Source organism: Candidatus Bathyarchaeota archaeon (assembly GCA_026014735.1).
Classification (GTDB): domain Archaea; phylum Thermoproteota; class Bathyarchaeia; order Bathyarchaeales; family Bathycorpusculaceae; genus Bathycorpusculum.
Window position 1 is genome coordinate 114,663 of the sequence record JAOZHT010000002.1, and the last position, 14,644, is coordinate 129,306.

At 46.9% G+C, this 14,644-nt stretch carries 13 protein-coding genes and 1 tRNA gene; 8 read left to right on the forward strand and 6 right to left on the reverse strand.

Annotation, left to right across the window (positions count from 1 at the left end; translation table 11 throughout):
* Window position 1: 1 nt before the first annotated feature.
* Together NWE93_06450 and NWE93_06455 are read right to left on the reverse strand one after the other, a co-directional pair.
* On the reverse strand, window positions 2-2,770 hold the full coding sequence (locus tag NWE93_06450) for an HAD-IC family P-type ATPase (GenBank protein ID MCW3999861.1): 2,769 nt from the start codon (window positions 2,768-2,770) through the stop codon (window positions 2-4).
* Between the two features lie 242 nt (window positions 2,771-3,012).
* Entirely contained in the window at window positions 3,013-3,393 is a 381-nt protein-coding gene (locus tag NWE93_06455) for a hypothetical protein (protein MCW3999862.1), read from the reverse strand.
* Between the two features lie 348 nt (window positions 3,394-3,741).
* Here NWE93_06455 and NWE93_06460 point away from each other — a divergent pair, with 348 nt between their 5' ends.
* Genes NWE93_06460 through NWE93_06480 form a run of 5 tightly spaced genes read left to right on the forward strand, consistent with a single transcriptional unit; the run spans window position 3,742 to window position 9,250 of the window.
* Entirely contained in the window at window positions 3,742-4,722 is a 981-nt protein-coding gene (locus NWE93_06460; GenBank protein MCW3999863.1) for an ATP-grasp domain-containing protein, read from the forward strand.
* Window positions 4,719-5,327 (forward strand): PIG-L family deacetylase, encoded by a 609-nt coding sequence (locus NWE93_06465; protein ID MCW3999864.1) that lies wholly within the window; start codon window positions 4,719-4,721, stop codon window positions 5,325-5,327. Before NWE93_06460 ends, NWE93_06465 begins: the two co-directional genes overlap by 4 nt.
* 5 nt (window positions 5,328-5,332) lie before the next feature.
* A complete protein-coding gene (gene wecB / locus NWE93_06470) occupies window positions 5,333-6,502 on the forward strand; it encodes a UDP-N-acetylglucosamine 2-epimerase (non-hydrolyzing) (GenBank protein MCW3999865.1) in 1,170 nt (389 codons plus the stop codon).
* Window positions 6,496-7,929 carry an HAD-IA family hydrolase gene (locus tag NWE93_06475; protein MCW3999866.1) on the forward strand — a complete coding sequence of 478 codons (1,434 nt, stop codon included), beginning with the start codon at window positions 6,496-6,498 and terminating at the stop codon, window positions 7,927-7,929. Before wecB ends, NWE93_06475 begins: the two co-directional genes overlap by 7 nt.
* Window positions 7,930-7,978: 49 nt before the next feature.
* Complete coding sequence (locus NWE93_06480; GenBank protein ID MCW3999867.1) at window positions 7,979-9,250, forward strand: glycosyltransferase; 1,272 nt, start codon at window positions 7,979-7,981, stop codon at window positions 9,248-9,250.
* Between the two features lie 56 nt (window positions 9,251-9,306).
* On the opposite strand, the gene NWE93_06485 is transcribed toward NWE93_06480, so the two are convergent.
* A tRNA-Ser gene (locus tag NWE93_06485) sits at window positions 9,307-9,422 on the reverse strand.
* Between the two features lie 194 nt (window positions 9,423-9,616).
* Here NWE93_06485 and NWE93_06490 point away from each other — a divergent pair.
* The gene (locus tag NWE93_06490) at window positions 9,617-9,742 is read left to right on the forward strand and encodes a hypothetical protein (GenBank protein ID MCW3999868.1); all 126 of its coding nucleotides are present in this window, start codon (window positions 9,617-9,619) and stop codon (window positions 9,740-9,742) included.
* Between the two features lie 42 nt (window positions 9,743-9,784).
* Complete coding sequence (locus tag NWE93_06495; protein MCW3999869.1) at window positions 9,785-10,546, forward strand: sugar phosphate isomerase/epimerase; 762 nt, start codon at window positions 9,785-9,787, stop codon at window positions 10,544-10,546.
* A gap of 107 nt (window positions 10,547-10,653) precedes the next feature.
* On the opposite strand, the gene amrB is transcribed toward NWE93_06495, so the two are convergent.
* From amrB to NWE93_06510, 3 genes are read right to left on the reverse strand one after another with little or no spacing between them, the layout of a single operon-like run.
* Window positions 10,654-11,502 (reverse strand): AmmeMemoRadiSam system protein B, encoded by an 849-nt coding sequence (gene amrB / locus NWE93_06500; protein ID MCW3999870.1) that lies wholly within the window; start codon window positions 11,500-11,502, stop codon window positions 10,654-10,656.
* 3 nt (window positions 11,503-11,505) lie between these two features.
* The gene (rpsB, locus tag NWE93_06505) at window positions 11,506-12,306 is read right to left on the reverse strand and encodes a 30S ribosomal protein S2 (GenBank protein ID MCW3999871.1); all 801 of its coding nucleotides are present in this window, start codon (window positions 12,304-12,306) and stop codon (window positions 11,506-11,508) included.
* A gap of 17 nt (window positions 12,307-12,323) precedes the next feature.
* Window positions 12,324-13,577 (reverse strand): phosphopyruvate hydratase, encoded by a 1,254-nt coding sequence (locus NWE93_06510; protein ID MCW3999872.1) that lies wholly within the window; start codon window positions 13,575-13,577, stop codon window positions 12,324-12,326.
* Window positions 13,578-13,915: 338 nt separating this feature from the next.
* On the opposite strand from NWE93_06510, the gene NWE93_06515 reads away from it, so the two are divergent.
* Window positions 13,916-14,641, forward strand: a complete 726-nt coding sequence (locus NWE93_06515; protein ID MCW3999873.1) for a metal-dependent transcriptional regulator — start codon at window positions 13,916-13,918, stop codon at window positions 14,639-14,641.
* Window positions 14,642-14,644 lie beyond the last annotated feature (3 nt).

Sequence of the window (14,644 nt, forward strand, 5' to 3'; positions counted from 1 at the left end):
TTTAGTTCTTAGGCGATGAGACGCCGCTAAGCCCGGGTTTGTTTCTACGCATTCGAGTTACTCTTTTCCTGATGAGCTTCTCCAATTCGATCACTAAGAAGCCAGGAAGCAGCGCAAGAAGTATCACTGGCCACCATTCTAGCGGAATACTCGCAGTCTTGAAGATCGCTTGAGCTGCGGGAACATAAACTAATGCCAGCCCAGTGAGGACAGTTCCAGCGATTCCCGCCAGTAGCCACTTGTTAGAGAACGGTTTCAGCGTAAAGGCTGAATCATAGACTGAACGCGCAGTGATAACGTAGCCTAAATGCACGAATTGCACAGCGATGAAGGCTGCTGTTTGCGCCTGCGCCAAAAGCAAGACATCGTTGGCTGTGGCTGAGTCGCCGAAGAACCAGAAGATGACAAAGCCAGTTACCGCCATAGCTGCCGCCACTAAACTTATCCGTGAGAGGAAGACTCCGTTGACGATTTTGGTTTTAGGGTTACGCGGGGGTTCATTGAGTAAACCTTTTTCTTTGGGTTCAAAGAGCAACGGCATAGTTAAGAAAACCGAGTCAGCGAGGTTAATCCATAGTATCTGGATGGGTTCAAGGGGAAGACGCAAAGCAAACAGGGTAAGCAATGGCGCCAACAGTATGGACCCAACTATCAAGGCCATCTGACCAAAGTTAGTCGGCAAAGTATAGAGGATAGCTTTTTCAAGGTTCTTCCAAGCGTGCCTACCCTCTTCTGCCGCTGAGACGATGCTGGCAAAGTTGTCATCGGTTAGAACTATACTGGCGACTTCCTTGCTGACCTCGGTTCCTGTTATGCCCATGGCTACACCGATATCAGCGGCCTTGAGGGCTGGAGCATCGTTCACTCCGTCGCCTGTCATAGTCACAATTTCGCCGCGCTTCTGCAACTGTTGAGCAATCCTTAGCTTATGTTCAGGCGCAACCCTAGCGTAAACTGAAACGTGCTTCACAACATCGTAAAGCTGCGCGTCGCTCATTTGGCATAACTGTTCCCCGCTTAATGCAGTGTCATCTTTATGGTCTATTATTTTGAGTTTACGAGCAATCGCCACCGCCGTTCGCATGTGGTCACCCGTAATCATCACGGTGCGTATTCCCGCATGCTTGCATTTTTCTACAGCTTCAATCGCTTCTGGCCGAGGCGGATCCATCATACCCTGCAAGCCCAGGAAAACCAAGTCTTTGAGGTCATCGTCTGTCAGGACGGTCTTATCTTTTGGCACTACCTTAAAAGCCATTCCTAACACACGCAGCGCATCCTCAGCCATTGAATTAGCCACTTTTATGATGCTTTGTTTATCGATCGCGGCATCTTTGCCATCGATCACCTGAGAGCTGCATAGCCCAATAATTTTTTCAGGAGAACCCTTAACATAAATAACGTTTCTGTCGCCCTCATCATGCATGGTAGCCATGTACATCCGTTCAGAATCAAACGGAAGCTCATCGAGACGGGGGCTCCTCTCTGAAATGCCTATTTTAGCTGCAGAAACCACCAGTGCACCCTCAGTGGGGTCTCCGATAATGCGGTACCGGAGATCTTCAGCCATCAGCGAGGCATTATTACATAGGTAACCGGCCTTGATGGTTTCAATCAATTCAGAAGAATAACCTGCCGAAGTAATCTCTGCCCCTGCGTCGGTGAGGAGTTGACCTTTAGGTTCATAGCCAACGCCTGTTACTCGATAACTTACGCCTCCCGCGAATACTTTTGAAACCGTCATCTCATTTTTGGTAAGGGTGCCGGTTTTATCAGAGCATATTACGGTGGTGCAACCTAAAGTTTCGGTGGCAGGTAACCTGCGTATTAAAGCATGCTTCTTGGCCATTTGTGTCGCCGCTAAAGAAAGCACCCCGGTAACTATCATCGGAAGCATCTCCGGTATCCCCGCTACAATCAGGGCAACTGAAGCCATGAACAAGTATATCGCGCCCTGCCCAACAGAGATGCCGATAACGGCGTTAATCAGGGCTATACCTAAAATGCCAATTATAAGCGTCTTTGTAAAAGCGCCGATCTGTTTTTGGAGGGGAGTTTGAATTGTTTGGGTTTCCCTTACCAGTGTAGCAATCTTTCCGAACTCTGTCTTCTCCGCGGTTCTTACAACTACGCCCTTTGCGGTGCCACGGACAATGAATGTGCCGCTGAAAGCCATACATTTCTGGTCAGCAGGCGGGAGGTCAGGGGAAGAAAACGGCACGGTGCTTTTTGTTACAGGCGTCGATTCCCCTGTAAGAGGAGCCTCGTCTGCATGGGCATCCTTTGTAAAGAATAACCGAAGGTCCGCAGGGACTTTGTCGCCGCCGTTAAGAACAACTACGTCTCCGGGGACAAGTTCACGTGTCGGAATAACCTTTTCAGTTTTATCGCGGATAACTGTACAGGACGATACAGCCATCTTCTTTAGGGCTTCAAGGGCGCCTTCGGCTTTTCCTTCCTGATAGAACCCCAATATCACGTTTAGAACTACGACGCCGACAATTACCGCTGTGTCCATCCATAAGTCTTCAATATGCAGGAGCGACAAAAGAGACGTTATGGTTGCAGCCGCAACAAGAATCAACACCAAAGGGCTACGACACTGATCCAGCAAACGCATCAGAGAGCTTCTCTTTTTTAGTGTAAGCTCATTGTAACCGTATTTAACGAGTCTTTCTTTGGCTTGCGCTGAAGAGAGTCCTGTGCTAGTTGTTTCCAGAAGCTTGAATACCTGCTCGTATTCCTGTTGGTGCCACTTTAGTTCTGACATCAGTTTGGAAAAATCATATATGAATATTAATATTCTGATAAGGTTCGATGAAAATGCTTGATTGAAGGCGTTTCTATTACCGCCCAAAGAGCAAGAAAAGGGATTCTTCATAACTCACAGGCGGGCGACTACAATCCTAGCAGATAGCCGGCTGAATCGAATCAACAAAGAAGCAGCCTATTGACCATATATTAATAACTGAATCGAAAAAAAGTGTAATAAAAAATTAAATGGTTCTGATGCTAGACCAAATAGTATTTTGCGTTAAAGTAGTAGATGCCAGTTGTTGGAGCATACCAGGTAGTTGTTGCTACTCCATTAGCATCTGTTGTGGAGTAAGCTATAGTTTCCCAAGTGGACGAGGTAGGATTGTATAGAACAAAGGTAATTGTTTCCCCAGCCATCCCAACTCCATCATCCGTCAAAGTAGTCGTAAGAGTGAACTTGCAGTTTTCATCCGCGTCCTGAGCAACCTGAAGAGGCGAAAGAACATAATTCACTACCACTTGTTGACCAGTGTTTCCGTTGCTATATAACCAGAAAGCCGCTGCAGCGAAACTTGATACGCCAATCATCAAGATAACTATCAGAGCTACTACAATAACCGATTTCTTTTCATTCACTATTTCACCACCTTTCCATTTGTAAAAAATGGATGACTTCCATTGTCAAAGCCGCCAAAGAGGCACCTTTTGCATACACAGCAATTGCCTTTATAGGCACCGCTTGTCTGCCATCATAACACACTGGCAAGCCCCAAGTATTTAAGTTTTGCTAGCGCACCAAACACAGGCCGATTTTGCTCCAGTTTTTAAATTGCTCTAGCACCCAAGTTACCGAAATTTTACAATAAGATTTATATTGTAATGGCAGACAAATAAACACCAATTGCACGCCAAATCATGGCAAGTGTCGGGCTATAGCGTCCGAAAAATTGTCCTTTGGCCGCAGGCAAGGGAAGGGGGCATTCAATGAAACGAATAATAATCACAGGTGTCGGTGGAGCAGCCGGTATCTCGATACTATTAAGCCTTAAACGAAGCAGCGACTACTACCTAATTGGTGTGGACGCAGACCCGTACGCAAGTGGTCAAATCTTATCCAGTGCTTTTCATGTAATACCCAAAGCCAACGACCCTCTTTTTATCCCCGCGCTCCTGAACCTCTCCCAAGGATGTGATGCCCTATTCTGCACGGTTGACGAGGAAATCCCCGTAATCAGCCGCGTAAAAAAGGAGTTTAACTGCAAAGTCTTCGTTTCAGAATATAACTCAGTTGAAGAATGCTTAAACAAACTTAAATCTGCCCAGTTGATGAAGGACAACTGCATCCCAATACCGAAAACTTGGCCTTACGAAAAAAGAGCATTAGCTGCAAAAGAAGCAGGGTTCCCATTAATAGTCAAGCCAATAGTAGGGCGCGGCAGCGAAGATGTGTTTAAGGTTTCTAACTTAAAAGCCTTAAACGCTGTCGGAAGAATTGTGGAGAAAAAAATGCTTGTGCAGGAATACCTCTCTGAACCCGAATATACAGTGGATGTTCTTGCCGATGAGCAGTCGCAACTGAAAAAAATCGTTGCAAGAGAAAGAATTCGAGTGAAAAGCGGCGTTGCAACTGTAAGCAGGATTGTTGATTCTAAACCCTTCATTGAACCCATTAACCGAATCCTCACCACCTTTAATCTGAAGTACATTTTCATGGTTCAATTCAGGTCCGACCCAGTCAGAGTCATCGAGATTGGCCCAAGACCCGCAGGAACACTGATTCTGTCCACGGAATCAGATGCGAACATGCCATTAATGCTCGTCGAAAACACGTATGATGAAAACGTATGCATCCCAAATCAAACAGGCATATGGTATTACAGATTAAACCAAGGAATAGTCTTCAAAGGACAACCTACAGCGGTCCTTCCGAAATCAGATTTAACGCCTAGGATGAATTTGATATGAACGTGCTTGTGGTTGCTCCACACTCTGATGATGCCGAAGTAATGTGCGGCGGCACAGTAATCCGCCACATAAAAAACGGCGACAAAGTCACTTTCTTGATTCTCTGCAGTGACTACCTTAATGCTCCAAGCGCATTAAGGCTTGCCGAAGCGAAAGAAAGCGTACGAAGGCTTGGCGTAAATGACCTTGTTTTTGGAGGTTTAAAAGACGGAAATGTCACGGATTGCTCAAACACGGTTTCTTTGATTGATGATTGTATAGAAAAATCGAAGGCAACCTTGATTTATACAACAAGCAACAAAGATAGGCATCAAGACCACCGGAATACCTGCAAAGCAGTTGAATCTGCAGCCCGCCGCGACGTGGATGTTTTATCATGTGAACTGCCCTCGGTTAGCCAATTTTTTTTCCCCACTCTATTCGTCGACATCTCCATGTCTATAAAAGATAAGATGCATGCCATCGAAGCACATACATCTCAAAACAACGGGCATTCCTTGATATTACCAGTGATTGAAACTATGGCTAGATTTAGAGGCACACAAGTTTACACCGAATATGCAGAAGCCTTTGAACCTATACATTACTTAATTAGGCGATTGTAACGAAAATAGCCTGTGTTTTTGGAACAAGACCTGAAATTATAAAGTTCGCGCCCATAATCTGGGCAGCAAAAGAGCATCCAGAAATCGAGTTGCTGCTAATACACACTGGCCAACACTATGATTATACCCTCAGCAAAGCCTTCATGGATGATTTTCATCTCCCAAAGGCTAATTATAACCTTAAAGTAGGCTCAAAATCTTCCCTTAAACAGATAGCTCGATTAATAGATAAATTGGAAGGGGTGCTTTCAAACGAAAAACCAGACGTTCTGTTGATTCAAGGCGACACAAACACTGTTCCTGCAGCTGCATTGGTGTCCAGAAATCTGGGAATCTGTTTATGCCATGTTGAGGCTGGCCTTAGATCATTTAACGAGAGAAGCTGGGAAGAGATTAATAGAAGAATAGCTGGTGCCTGCGCTTTCTATCATTTTGCCCCCACAGAAATTGCTCGTTCAATGCTGCGAAGTCAAGGAATCGATGACAAGAACATTTTTGTTACCGGCAACACTATCGTGGATGCCATAGAAGAAATGGCTAAAAATCTCTATACCCCAAGTTTCCTAAAAAAATTACCTAAAGATAAATCGATTCTAATCACCATACACCGAGCGGAAAACACCGAAACCCAAAACTTAACTGAGATAATCGGCGCAGTAGAAAGGATAAGTGAAACCTGCAACGTCATATTTCCGCTCCATCCCAGAACGCGACTTAAACTTGAAGCCGCTAACCTCTATGGGAAACTTGAGAGAAACAGTGTTCTTATCACTGAACCGCTCGATTATGTTACTTTCCTTAGTGTTTTGGTTAATGTTGACTTGGTTCTAACTGATTCGGGGGGCGTACAGGAAGAAGCAGCGATTCTGGGAAAGCCTACAATTACCGCTAGACCCAGCACCCCACGGTGGGAGAGTGTTTTTGCAGGAAATAACCGCTTAGTGAAACCTGTGACTGCCTCGATTCTTGAGGCTTTCAACATGACCGTCAAAGAGGATAAGTGCCTTTTTCCGGCAAATCCTAATCTTTTCGGAAAACCTGGCGCTGGAAGAAGAATTCTGGAAATCCTGCTTGAATTGCACAGGGCTAAGAAGCTGGAGTATCCGGTGCCTGATTTCGCGGGTAAGTCGCCGGAGCAGATTGCTTATGAATTGAGGCGGTATATTGCATGTTAAAAGCGGTAGTTTTTGACCTTGACGATACACTATACGATCAATATGATTATCTTAAGGGTGCCTTCCGAGAATCAGCCAGGTTTCTTAGTTACAGATTGAATCTTGACGAGGATTATCTTTTAAGATGTTTGCTGGAGATTTCTAAAGCCAAAGGAAGTGATCAGGGAAAAATTTTCGATTTACTTATTCATAACCTGCAAGTAACCTCACATGCAAAGGAGCTTATTGACGGTGCAGTCGATGCTTTCTTATCTTATCACCCTGCAGAATTAGAGGCGTACGCTGGAGTACATGATGTTCTTGAAAGCTTAAAAAACAGGAAAATCAAACTGGGCCTTTTAACTGACGGACGAAGTGAAATTCAGAATTCAAAGCTCAAAGCCCTATCTCTTTTTGGCTATTTCGATGCGATAGTGGTCTCGGATGATTATGGTAGAGAGAACCGTCGGCCTGCCCCATTCACGTATCAATTGGTCCTGCGTAAGCTTGAATCCCAACCCCATGAATGCGTCTTTGTAGCGGATAACCCCAAAAAAGATTTTGTTACAGCAAAAAAGATGGGCATACTGACGGTAAGAACGTTGACTGGCGAGTATCGAAACCTGTCTTTGGACGATGAATACGAAGCAGACTACAGTATCCCCCAGATAAAAGAATTACAATCAGCGATAGCAGCAATTAATAGGGTCCAGCTCAAAAAGTATTATGAAAAAGTAGGCTCTTCAGAAGAAAAAGCAAGCACCTATGAATCGGAATTGCCTTCGAAACGATTTTTTTTCAGCGAAAGAATGAAAGTTATTCTAAAAAAGGCCCAAGGGTTCCATTCTCCATTCCTAAATATCGGTTGCGGATTAGGCATCTACGAAGAGAACCTGAATTTGAATTCTGTCTCTGTGGATATATCCAAGGCTTTTCTCAATAAAGCCAAAAGAAGTAAACATGATTCAAAGGGAAGGGAATTCGCCAGCTTTGTTCAAGCAGACGCCGCGAAGTTGCCATTTAAAAAGGGGGTTTTCAAGTCAATTCTTTGTTCTGAAGTACTCGAGCATCTCCCGGAACCGTTAACCGCTATATGTGAAATCAGAAGGGTCGCTGACAGAAACTGCCGCTGTATAATTTCGGTGCCTTCACCATATTCATTCGCAGAGAAAGAAAGGCAAAGCAGACTAAAAAAAACAGGCAAATTTAACGACCACATCTACTTATTCACCCCGCTTTACCTCCGAAACACCCTGACGAGGTATGATCTAGAAATTGAATCTTTGACATCCACATTCTTTTTTCCCCCCGTTTCTATCGGCGTCTTCAATAGGAATCCTAGATTGCTGAGGCTCTTCTTGGTTCAAGATATCCTTGGAAGATTGCCTATTGTGAGGTATCTTGGTTGGTCTCTAATCTACACGTTGCAGACGTCAAAAAATAAATGAGGCGAGGGGGTAACGCGTCATTTTTGGTTTATCTTCATCTATTGCTTTTTTGATTGACCTGTTTTATACTTTTTCTTTAATTGCATTAGTTGTTTACGCTTCATTTTATTACATAATATCCTTTGGAACTCTGCTGAAGAAAAAAGAAAAAACGCCACCGCTACTTCAACTTGCTAATTATCCTAAGGTCTCCATCATTGTACCGATGCATAATGAAGCGATTGTGGTTCCAACAACCATGGCTGCCTTAGCAAGCATAAACTATCCGAATTTAAGAGCTGAAATCATAATAGTTGAGGATAACTCAACTGATAACACATCTGAATTATTAGAGAAATACATCAACAATCTTCCGTTTAAGCTAAAGGTAATTCACGGCAAAGAAAACCAACGCAGAGGAAAACCATCCGCAATAAACAAGGGCATAAAAGCCTCGACAGGGGACATCATAGTTTTCTTCGATGCAGATCACAAACCTGACCCCGACTGCGTTAAAATATTGGTGTCGAAACTGATGGACTCCGATGCGGAAGTGGCTGCAGTGCAAGGATCAACCCACTACATCAACGAGAATGAGAATACCTGCACAAAAATTGTCACAATAAACAGGGATCCAGGCTTCGCGGTTTATCTTGAGGCTGGAAAAACCATGGGTTTACCATTATTTGTTGCTGGCAGCACATTAGCTATTAAAAAAAACATTTTTGATAAGATTGGTCTCTTTAATGAAGACTCGATTACTGAAGACACTGATCTTAGCGTACGGATTTATCTGAATGGGTTTAAGGTGGTTTCTGAAAGCAAAGCTTTCTCCTTGGAGGAAGCAGTGAACAATTTTAGGGCTATGCAAACACGAACCTATCGTTGGTCACGGGGACACGACAGGGTTTTTCTTGATTACTGGAAAAAAGTGTTAAAAGCCGATTTGCCCAAGATGCGCAAACTCTACCTGGAGCTTTACTTAGCCTACTATATTATACCAGTGTTAACTTTCTTTGCTATTGTACTGTTTATTTTGAGCATTGCATTTATTTTTCCGATGAGAGCCTTTTTCATAAATTGGGCACCACTGCCATGGTTAATCCTTAGCAGCTCTTACTTTCTCTATTGTTTCCTTGCAATACCCACATTCTACATGGTAGGAATCAAGCTTACCGGCAGGCGTCTACGCGAAATCTCCGTTTTCCTCTTCGACATAGTTTTTGCGTTTGTGAACATATGGGTTTGCACGAAAGCTTTCTTTGACACTATTTTAAACAAGCAATACGTGTGGGTTAAAACCCCAAGGAGCAAAACCTTCTACAGGAAAAAACAGGACTAAGCAGAACAATCGATCACTGTTAACTGCAGGCAAATTAGCATTAAGACCACGCATTCTGGCGCCGGGAGGGGGATTTGAACCCCCGCGGCCCCGAGAGGCCACAAGCTAACAGGTACCCTCCTGAAGATTGGTATCTCCAGGCTTGCTCCCTGCCGGGCTAGGAGACCCCGGCGCAAAGATGCGCAAAGGTTGATTTGCACCACTTCTCTAACCTACGCGGAATTTAAAGCTTTATTCCACAGCAGCCGCTGAAACGCAGAAACATGGAGTAGCCGAGTTGAGCATTGCCATGGGCAGTGGCCGGTTTAGCTGTGCAGTCAAGGGCACCCACAAACCCTTATTCCAATCAGCGACTAAAATTTGCATATGAGCAAACAAGAGATAGAAATCGAGGAAACCCTCAAGAAGCGCAGCTTCAAACCAGCCATGAACACCGCTGAGAATCCACGCCACATCGGCGACGCTGAAAAGCTGCGCCGCAGGGAAAGATAAGGCTTTTTTCCAAGCAGCCACACATTCATGTGGGGCTTTGGATTGAAGCTGAGTTTATCCAACGGAATCTTTAGCAAACTTCGAATAAACGAGAACTTCGGGGCCGTTAAACAACTGGGCTTCCAAGATATCGAGTTCAACATGAAATCGATAAAAAAGGAACATGACACCGACGTGTACCGCGAGCAGAAGGCGCTGGAAGCCTCGGGACTTAACTGCCTCACCCTCCACTCGGCGGTGCTGCACGTGAAAGACCCCATTGAGGTGCATCAGGCAGTGTACTATGGCAAAATCTCGCTTGAATGCGCCCGCGCCCTACATGCCCCGCTAATGACGGTGCATTCGAACGTTTCCAAGAAGCTGCCGCGGGAGGTGAGGAAGCAGGTTTTGGAGGCGGTGTTTGGCGAGATTGTGCCGTTTGCCAAGAAGCTGGGTGTGAAGTTGTCGCTGGAGAATCTGTCGTTTAACTCCACGGGGTTTGGCAAAAACGTTGAGCAGCTAGATGAGGTTCTGGGCATCATAGACCCAAAAGGGGAGATGGGGGTAACCTTTGATTTTTGCCATGCACTGGAGACACATGTGGTCGATGAGTTGCTGGAGACATATGGCAAACGTGTATGCAATGTGCATATGGCCAACCGGTCCCATCAGCCCTTCACCGAGGCGACCTCTGAGTTGACGGATTTTCTTTCGGCACTGCATAGCCACGGATATAGGGGGCCTATAACGCTGGAGCTACACCATAGCACATCTATGGGGCAGATAGCGGAAAGCAAAATGCTCTTTGAGGATCTACTAAACTAACTTTACTTAGCAGTTCCTCTGGGCAAACCGTTTTTCTGGAGAGATTCTGTTAAAGCTAACATTTCGGGAAAAGAGACCAAAATTCGCCCTCAGTTTCCCAGAATAAACTACTTCTTAAATGCCACCGAGGCGTAGCCGACGACTTCGGGTTCGCCTGTGACTTCGCCGCTGTTATGGTAGCTCAGCAGCTTGGCTTTGGCGTTGACGCCGACGGCGTAGGTTATAAGGCTAGTTATGGGTGCTGTGCCGCAGGCAGTGATGTTTTGGCGTTCGACGGTGTCATAGAAGCCTTTGGCGTCCAGCGCGGTGACTGCTTTGAGGGCAGCTTGGTCTTTTGCTGAGGCTGCCTCCGGGGATTCATAATGAGTCATGTCTGAGGAAGCGATGACGATTGTGTTGGTTGCGTCAAGTGCCTCGGTTAAAGCGCGTCCCAACTCTACGGCGGAGGTGTAATCCTGCAGCAGATAACATATCGGGACAATTTTGAAGTTGTTGCCGTAGAGATACTGCAGAAACGGCAGTTGCACCTCAAGCGAGTGCTCGAAGCGATGAGCCAAATCATCCACGTCCAAAACGGTGGTTTCAGATAGAATCGCGTCTGCCAACGCCGAGTCAACATCCACATTGCCCAGCGGGGTTTGCCAGGTGCCTTCGCGCATGATTGAGAGACCGCTGCCGTATCCCTTGTGGTTGGGTCCAAGCAGCACGACTGTGTCGGGTTTGCCATCTGCGGCTAACTCGTAGAATCCTGATGCCGCCACTGGACCCGAATAGGGGTAGCCTGCGTGTGGAGAAATTAAGCCCACGATGCAACGGGGAAAACTGTGCATGTTAACCGTGGGGAGTTTTTGTGGACCAAGTCTGTCAAGAAAACAGGAGGTAATTTGTGCCCTGAGCGCTTCGGCGTCGCCCTCATAGAAACGAGAAGCAACAACTGGACGCCGAAGAGTGGGCAAACCTTAAGTGTCATCCTCCTCTTCGCGGGTGACCTTGGCTTCGAAGTCCTCGATGCTGACTGGTGGGTCACGGTCGGGTGCGATTTCGCCTCTTTCGCGGAGCACTTGCCTTGCCATCAGCCAAAAGATGACTGCGAGTGCACGGCGGCCCTTGTTGTTGGTGGGGATAACTAGGTCTACACCGGTGAATTCGTTGTCGGTGCTGCAGAGGGCAACGATGGGGATGCCGACTCTGCTGGCTTCTTTGACGGCTTGGGCGTCTGCGCGTGGATCTGAGACAACGATAACTTCGGGGTCAACGCGGTTTTTGTACTGGGGATTGCTGAGTTGACCGGGGATAAATCTGCCGATGAGCGGAGTGGCGCCGGTGAGTTTACAGAACATACGGACGGGTTCATGCGCGTAGAGACGTGTAGCTGCAACCGCTACTTTGGATGGCTCATAACGCGACAGAAACTTCGCGGTTGTGCGGATGCGATCGTCGGTTTTCTTGACGTCGAGAACGAAAAGGCCGTCTGGGCGAACACGGTAAATGAAAGGCTCCATATCCAGAGTCTTCATCCTGGTGCCGATGTGGATGCCTGCGCTCAGTAGAGTGTCCCGTGGTAAAAGCAGGGTTTCCTCAGGCGGAGTTTCCTGAGCCTCCGCAGGTTCCTCTTCTGCCTCTGCTTCGGTTGAGGGTTCAACAGCTTCGATTTCTTCCTCTTGTTGGGGAGCCTCTACTTCCGCTTCAGTTTCTTCCACTGGCTCTTCTTCCGGTAGGTTTTCGGTTGGTTGGTTTTCTTTAACTTGGTCTTCAGACATTCTTTCTCAACTTCTCTTTAGCGTATATTTAAGTCAGCCATTTTGGCTCGGTCACCGAGGAAATGCTCGATACGTATGAGCTCGTTTAGTTTGGCTATTCGTGCGCCTTCCACCACGCCTGTCTTGATGATGGGACATTTGTAGGCGACTGCTAAGTGAGCGATGTGCCAATCGCATGTGTCGCCGCTGCGGTGGGAGACTACAGGACGGTAACCGTTTCGCTGGGCTGTCTCGATTGTTTCAGCTGCGTCGGTTAATGTGCCTATCTGGTTGACTTTGATGATGATGGCGTTTCCAGCGTTAATCCTTATTCCATTATTTAACCTTTCAGTATTGGTGGTGAATAAATCGTCTCCGCAGATTAAGCAATTCTTAGATTTCTTGGTGAGCTCCGCGAAGCTGTCATAATCGTCCTCTTGGAAGGGATCCTCGACGTAGGCCAGATGATACTTCTCTATGAGCTCAAGCATATACTCCAGTTGCTCGGCTGTGTCGCGTTTCTTACCCTCCATCTCGTATACGTATCGTTCCTCTTTAGGCTTCCAGAAACTTGAAGCCGCCACATCGATGCCAAAACCGCATTCAAAATCCAGCTCGTTACCTACTTCCTCGCAGGCACGCGCAATTACCTCAAAGGCATCATCAGTGGTAATGTTAGCAATCCAAGCGCCTTCATCGCTTTTTCCACCATTAAAAGAAGTTGACTTCTTTTTCAGCGCATCACCGATGCGTTTGTGGATTTGTGTGTTGGCGGTTTGGGCTTCAAGAAAGCTTTCTGCGCCATGTGGAAGCGCAAGGTACTCTTGGATTGCAGGTGCCTTGCCCCGTGCATGTGCGCCGCCGCTGATGCAGTTGCCTAACGGATAGGGCAGGGTGGTTGCGGCGTTTCCGCCGATAAACTGGAACAGTAACAAGCCGTGGCTGTTTGCTGCGGCTTCGGCATTGGCGAGGCTGATGGCGAATGCCGTGTTGCCGCCGATGTTTTTGAAGTCGGTTGAGCTGTCGATTTCGTGGAGGGTGTCGTCGATTTCCTCTTGGAAATCCGCGTTTAGCCCTGCAAGTTCAGGTGCTATGAGTTCGTCGACTTTTTTTATGGCTGCCTCCACGCCGCCGGGGGGATAGTAGATTACTTCGGCTTTGCCTCGGCTTTTACCGGCGGGTGCGCCTGCGCGTCCGAAGCCACCAGCGGTGATAACGTCGACTTCTATGGTTTCCTCTCCGCGATTATTGAAAACTTTACGTGCGATGAGGTCCTCGATGATTGATGACACGAAACATTAACCTCAAGACGCTATAGTTTTGTCAACGGGTTATTTTAGGTTTCGGAAAGATTGCTCCATAGCATCTAGCAGCTGCCGCATTGGCTGATTCTCGGGCGGCTTGCTGCTGCTGTGCCTATAGACCCCCCTCTATTTATACTGAAACAAGTTTAGGCTGGTTTTTGCCTACGGCAATTGGATGCAGCATCGTTATTGTTGGAGTTTGGAGCGGCTGCGGCGGTTTGTTTGATGTTATGTAGCTTTTTTCCCTGAAAATTTTTTAGGCGCACCTAAAACTTTATATGGTTAAAAGCTAAGGTTTAGGCATACCTAAACCCAGGCGACGGAACATGGAACAAAAATCAACCCAAGACTACCTAAAAACCATCTACAGCCTACACAAAAACGGCGAATTAGTCAGCACCAGCCAAATCAGCCAAAAACTAGACGTAGCACCAGCCAGCGTCACTGAAATGCTCAAAAAACTCAGCGAAGAAGGCTACGTCGCCTACTCACCCTACCACGGCAGCACCCTCACCGACAAAGGCCTCCAAGAAGCCAAAAGAGTCACCCGCAAACACCGCCTCTTAGAAACCTTCCTCTCCGACGTACTCCACATCGGCAAAGACAAAGTCCACACCGAAGCCTGCCGCATGGAACACGCCCTCTCCGACGAAGCAGAAGAATCCCTATGCCGCTTTCTACAGCACCCCGACGTATGCAGCGACGACGGCAAAACAATCCCCGCCTGCGACCTACCCTTCGCCACATGCGAGGAATGCATAAAACTCCACAGCATGGGACTTGAAGAAGTTGGCAAACGCAAAGAAAACCTTGTTGCCCTCAGCGAGCTTAAAGCGGGGCAATCAGGAAAAATCCATTTTATCCGAGGCGGCCACACGGTGCTTCAGCGCCTCCTAGACATGGGTTTAACTCCCAGCACCAAAATCACGCTCTTAAAGGCAGCGCCCTTCGACGGACCCATCGAGGTTTCTGTCCGCGGCTCCAAACTCGCCATCGGCAGAGGCATCGCATCCAAGGTTTTCGTTGAGCCCACACCCAAAGAAGCAGCATAGGTG

What these genes read in the sequence shown, in the direction of transcription:
- rpsB (MCW3999871.1), bottom strand. Translation starts at nt 12,306, where the DNA reads ATGTCTGAAGACCAAGTTAAAGAAAACCAACCAACCGAAAACCTACCG.
- NWE93_06490 (MCW3999868.1), top strand. Translation starts at nt 9,617, where the DNA reads ATGAGCAAACAAGAGATAGAAATCGAGGAAACCCTCAAGAAGCGCAGC.
- NWE93_06465 (MCW3999864.1), top strand. Translation starts at nt 4,719, where the DNA reads ATGAACGTGCTTGTGGTTGCTCCACACTCTGATGATGCCGAAGTAATG.
- NWE93_06515 (MCW3999873.1), top strand. Translation starts at nt 13,916, where the DNA reads ATGGAACAAAAATCAACCCAAGACTACCTAAAAACCATCTACAGCCTA.
- NWE93_06475 (MCW3999866.1), top strand. Translation starts at nt 6,496, where the DNA reads ATGTTAAAAGCGGTAGTTTTTGACCTTGACGATACACTATACGATCAA.
- NWE93_06450 (MCW3999861.1), bottom strand. Translation starts at nt 2,770, where the DNA reads ATGTCAGAACTAAAGTGGCACCAACAGGAATACGAGCAGGTATTCAAG.
- NWE93_06460 (MCW3999863.1), top strand. Translation starts at nt 3,742, where the DNA reads ATGAAACGAATAATAATCACAGGTGTCGGTGGAGCAGCCGGTATCTCG.